Raw genomic sequence first — 3,727 nt, 5'->3', positions numbered from 1 at the left:
GGCTCGGAGATGTTTATAAGAGACAGGGGTGTGACGGTGGGCGAGCGCTTCGTACGACGCGGCCAGCGCGGGCGCCGCCGTCTCGTACGTACGCTGCGCGACTCCTATGAACAGGCAGTCCACGACGAGCAGCTGGCTGGTCCTGCTCGACATCGCCGCGGGCCGCAGCTCGCTCTCCCGGGCCACCGACGTGGTCAGCACGTGATCGGCGTACTGCGAGACCGGACCGCCCGGCCGCCCGGTGATCGCGACCGTCGTGGCCCCGTGCTCGAACGCGACCCGCAGCGGCTCGATGACGTCCCCCGTCGAACCGGAGTGGGTGATGGCGATCGCCACGTCCCCGGCGCGCAGCTGTACGGCGTTGGTGACGGCCAGATGCGGATCGCTGTGCGCGTGCGCTATCAGACCTATCCGCAGCAGCTTCTGCGCGAGGTCCTGCCCGACAAGGGAGGAGGCGCCGACGCCGTAGATGTCGATACGGCGGGCGGTGGCCGCCGCGGCGACGGCGGCGGCGAGCTGCGCGGTGTCGAGCCCGGCGGCCGTGTCGGCGAGGGTCTGCTGCTCGTCGTACGCCAGCTTGGCGACCACGTCGCCGATCGGGTCGTCGACGGCGATGTCCGCGGTGACCGAGGGGGCGCGGCCGGACTGCTGCTGCGCGGCGAGCCCGGCGAGGGCGAGCCGCAGGTCCCGGTAGCCCGGGTAGCCGAGCAGGCGGGCCGTACGCACGACCGTCGCCTCACTCGTTCCGGTGAGCTCCGCGAGGCCGGTGACCGTGAGCGCCGCGCAACCGGCCGGGTCGGCCGCGACGGCTTCGGCGACGCGCTGCATGGAGCGGGTCATCGAGGGAGCGAGCGTACGGACCTTGGCGGCGAGGGCGGCGGGTGCGGGAGGAGTCGTGCCCGCGCCCTTGGCGCCGGCGGGTGCGCTGCCGCCGACGGACCCGGCGCGGCCTGCGGACCCGGGGCGGCCTGCGGGCCCGGGACGGCCGGTGGACGCGGTGGCTTGCCCCGGCGCGGGCGCGGGGGCGCGGCGTCCGCTGAAACTTTCCTTCACGTCATCGGTCACATCTGAAAGGTATTTTCGCCCGTGCGGCGGGGTCAAGAGGCCTCGGTGCCGCTTCTCCGGCAGGCTCTCATTGGTGGGGTTCTCCGGCGGGACGCACAATGGCGGTATGGACCACGAGAGCCCCGCCGTCTCCCGCCTGGAACAGGCCCTGCACATGGCCCGCGCCCTGGTGCTCGCCGACCTCGTCGCCGGCCGGGTCGCGGAGGCCGAGGTCGTCTCGCTGGTCGAGGAGTCCGTCTCCCACCGCCGCTGGTGGGCGGAGCAGTGGCCGGAGGGCGTCGAGTACGTCGCCGGCCTCGTCGCCCAGGACGTCCAGGACGCCCTGCTCGAACGCTACGGCCGCTGGCCCCTGTGCCCCGTCTGTGCCGACGGCGACCCCCACGCCCTCGACGTCGAACCCGAGTTGGGCCCCGCGCCGCACTGGGTGTGCGCCAAGGTGGCGGTGCGCGTGGCACCCGTCGGCTCGCTCGGCGCGGTCGGCGGGTGAGCGGGGGATGACGGTCTACATCGACCCGCCGACCTGGCCGGGGCACGGCCGGCTCTGGTCCCACCTGGTCAGCGACGTGTCGTTCGACGAACTGCACGCCTTCGCGGCGAGCATCGGCTGCCCGGCCCGCGCCTTCGAGCGCGACCACTACGACGTGCCCTCGCACCGGTACGCCGATGCGGTGCGCGCCGGGGCCGTTGAGGTCGGCAGCAAGGAAATCGTGCGGCTGCTCACCGAGTCGGGGCTGCGGCGCCCCAAGCACCGCCGTGCGGCGGTGGATCGGCCGGGCGTGCCGTCGACTCCGCCGCGTGCACGCCGCTTTGGGTGACCTGCGCCTTCGGGAGAGAGGTGACGCCGGAGCGTAATGTCCCGTACACGTTCGGTAGGATCCGCCGCACAGGGTGGACGGACGGTGTCGGGGGGAGTGCTGGTGGGCGTGGATTCCGGAGAGCCGATGCGCGGGCTGGCGGCGGAGCTGGCGAAGGCGCTGGAGGACCCGGCGGTGCGGGCGCGGGTCGTGCCGCTGCCGTGGGAGGCGGCGGTGCTGGCCAAGCTCGGGGAAGTGCTGCCGCGGTTGGCGGAAGGGCTGGCGGCCGCCGCCGAACGGCCCGCGGCCGCCGAGGCGCGGCTCAGCCTGCGGAGAGCAACTCCAGTTCGGTACTGAGGTTGTGGCGCGCGGGCGCCTCCCAGTGAGCCTCGCCGTACGGGGTGTGGAAGAGGCGCGGCAGTTCCAGCAGATGCCGCAGGACGGCGGCTCGGCCCTCGCGGAAGGCGTCGTCCGGCACGAAGCCGTACTCCTCGCGGACGGCCGAGGCGTAGGCGGCGTACGCCTCCGGGCCCGAGGCGAGGATCGCGAGGTCGGCGTCGCAGAGCACCTGGCCGTTGCTGTCGCCGGGGTCCGGGGCGTGGGTGACGGTGAGGCGTACGAGGCGGGCGACCTCGTCGGCCTGGGCGCGGGTCAGGCCGGCTTCGGGCAGGGCGCGTTCGGCGAGGCGGGCGCTGCGTTCCTCGTTGGTGTCGCGCTCCGGGAGGTAGACGGCGTCGTGGAACCAGGCCGCGAGGCGTACGAGGTCGGGGTCGGCGGCGTGTGGGGCGAGGTGGCCGTCGATGTGGTCCAGGACCGCGGTCAGGTGGGCGGTGGTGTGGTAGCGCCGCTGGGGTTCGGCCCAGCGGTCCAGGAGATTGCGGGCGTACGGATACGGCGAAGGGAACGGCCCGTCGCCGTCGCCGTCGTCTGAGGTGCCGGTGCCGGTGCCGGTGCCGGTGCCGGTGCCGGTGTCTGTGCCGCGCGCGTGTTCCCGGGCGCGGAGCAGCGTCCGGACCCACCGTTCCTGCAGGTCTCTGTCCTGTCGAGGGTCCAGGTCGTCGCGTGACATGAGCCAATTGTGGGCCCCTGGTTTCCCCGGCGTGTGGGGTGTGGCAATCTTGCGCACATGTCTAGACCAATTCTTGAGGTGATCGCCCTCGACGCGGAAGACGCCGTCGCCGCCCGGGCCGGAGGCGCCGACCGCCTCGAACTGGCCACTGACATGGCCGCCGACGGCATCACCCCGCCCCGCGAGACCTTCGCCGCGGTCCGCGCCGCCGTCGACATCCCGCTGCGCGTGATGCTGCGTGGCGGCGACGGCTTCGCGGCGGGGGACGTGGCCGGGCTCGTCCGGGACGCGGAGGCGCTGCGCGCGGAGGGTGCCGACGAGTTCGTGCTCGGCTTCCTCGACGAGGGCGGGCTGCCCGACATGCGGGCGATCCTCGACGTCACGCGCGCCGTAGCCGGCTGCCGCTGGACCTTCCACCGAGCGATCGACCGCGCCGCCGACCGCGACGCGCTGCGCAAGCAGCTCGCCGAGCTGCCCGGCCTCGACACCTACCTGACGGCGGGCGCGCCCGAGGGCGTCGACGCGGGCCTGCCCGTCCTGGTCGCGGAGGCCGGGCGGCGCGGCGACCCCGGCTACGGGCCCCGCCTCATGGTCGGCGGCGGCCTCCGCCTCGACCATGTACCCGCGCTGCGCGCCGCGGGCGTCGACGCCTTCCACATCGGCGGTGCCGCCCGCCCCGGCGGCTGGAACGCTCCGGTCAGGGCGGCCGCGGTCCGTGAGTGGCGCACGGAGCTCGACGGTGACGGATGACGGCTGGCGCTTCCGGCGGTGATCCCGTCACCCCTCACCCCCCTCACCC

The 3,727-nt window shown here is 74.2% G+C and carries 6 protein-coding genes; 4 read left to right on the top strand and 2 right to left on the bottom strand.

The window, feature by feature from the left end; translation table 11 throughout:
- Positions 1–1,065 (bottom strand): SIS domain-containing protein (locus tag GUY61_RS35985; RefSeq protein WP_398958150.1); only part of this gene is annotated, 1,065 nt, incomplete at its 3' end.
- 106 nt (positions 1,066–1,171) lie between these two features.
- Between GUY61_RS35985 and GUY61_RS35980 the strand changes: the two genes are divergently transcribed.
- From GUY61_RS35980 to GUY61_RS35970, 3 genes are all read left to right on the top strand, one after another.
- The gene (locus GUY61_RS35980) at positions 1,172–1,552 is read left to right on the top strand and encodes a hypothetical protein (RefSeq protein WP_166634506.1); all 381 of its coding nucleotides are present in this window, start codon (positions 1,172–1,174) and stop codon (positions 1,550–1,552) included.
- 7 nt (positions 1,553–1,559) lie between these two features.
- A complete protein-coding gene (locus GUY61_RS35975) occupies positions 1,560–1,880 on the top strand; it encodes a DUF4031 domain-containing protein (RefSeq protein WP_166634505.1) in 321 nt (106 codons plus the stop codon).
- Between the two features lie 102 nt (positions 1,881–1,982).
- Entirely contained in the window at positions 1,983–2,216 is a 234-nt protein-coding gene (locus tag GUY61_RS35970; protein ID WP_166634504.1) for a hypothetical protein, read from the top strand.
- Here GUY61_RS35970 and GUY61_RS35965 read toward each other — a convergent pair.
- Positions 2,182–2,928 carry a hypothetical protein gene (locus tag GUY61_RS35965; RefSeq protein WP_166634503.1) on the bottom strand — a complete coding sequence of 249 codons (747 nt, stop codon included), beginning with the start codon at positions 2,926–2,928 and terminating at the stop codon, positions 2,182–2,184. The two genes, GUY61_RS35970 and GUY61_RS35965, sit on opposite strands and share 35 nt — an antisense overlap.
- A gap of 57 nt (positions 2,929–2,985) precedes the next feature.
- On the opposite strand from GUY61_RS35965, the gene GUY61_RS35960 reads away from it, so the two are divergent.
- Complete coding sequence (locus GUY61_RS35960; protein WP_166634502.1) at positions 2,986–3,678, top strand: copper homeostasis protein CutC; 693 nt, start codon at positions 2,986–2,988, stop codon at positions 3,676–3,678.
- Positions 3,679–3,727: the final 49 nt, after the last annotated feature.

It is taken from the genome of Streptomyces sp. GC420, assembly GCF_009916105.1.
In the GTDB taxonomy this organism is placed as follows: domain Bacteria; phylum Actinomycetota; class Actinomycetes; order Streptomycetales; family Streptomycetaceae; genus Streptomyces.
This window is presented reverse-complemented; position numbering and strand designations above follow the sequence as displayed.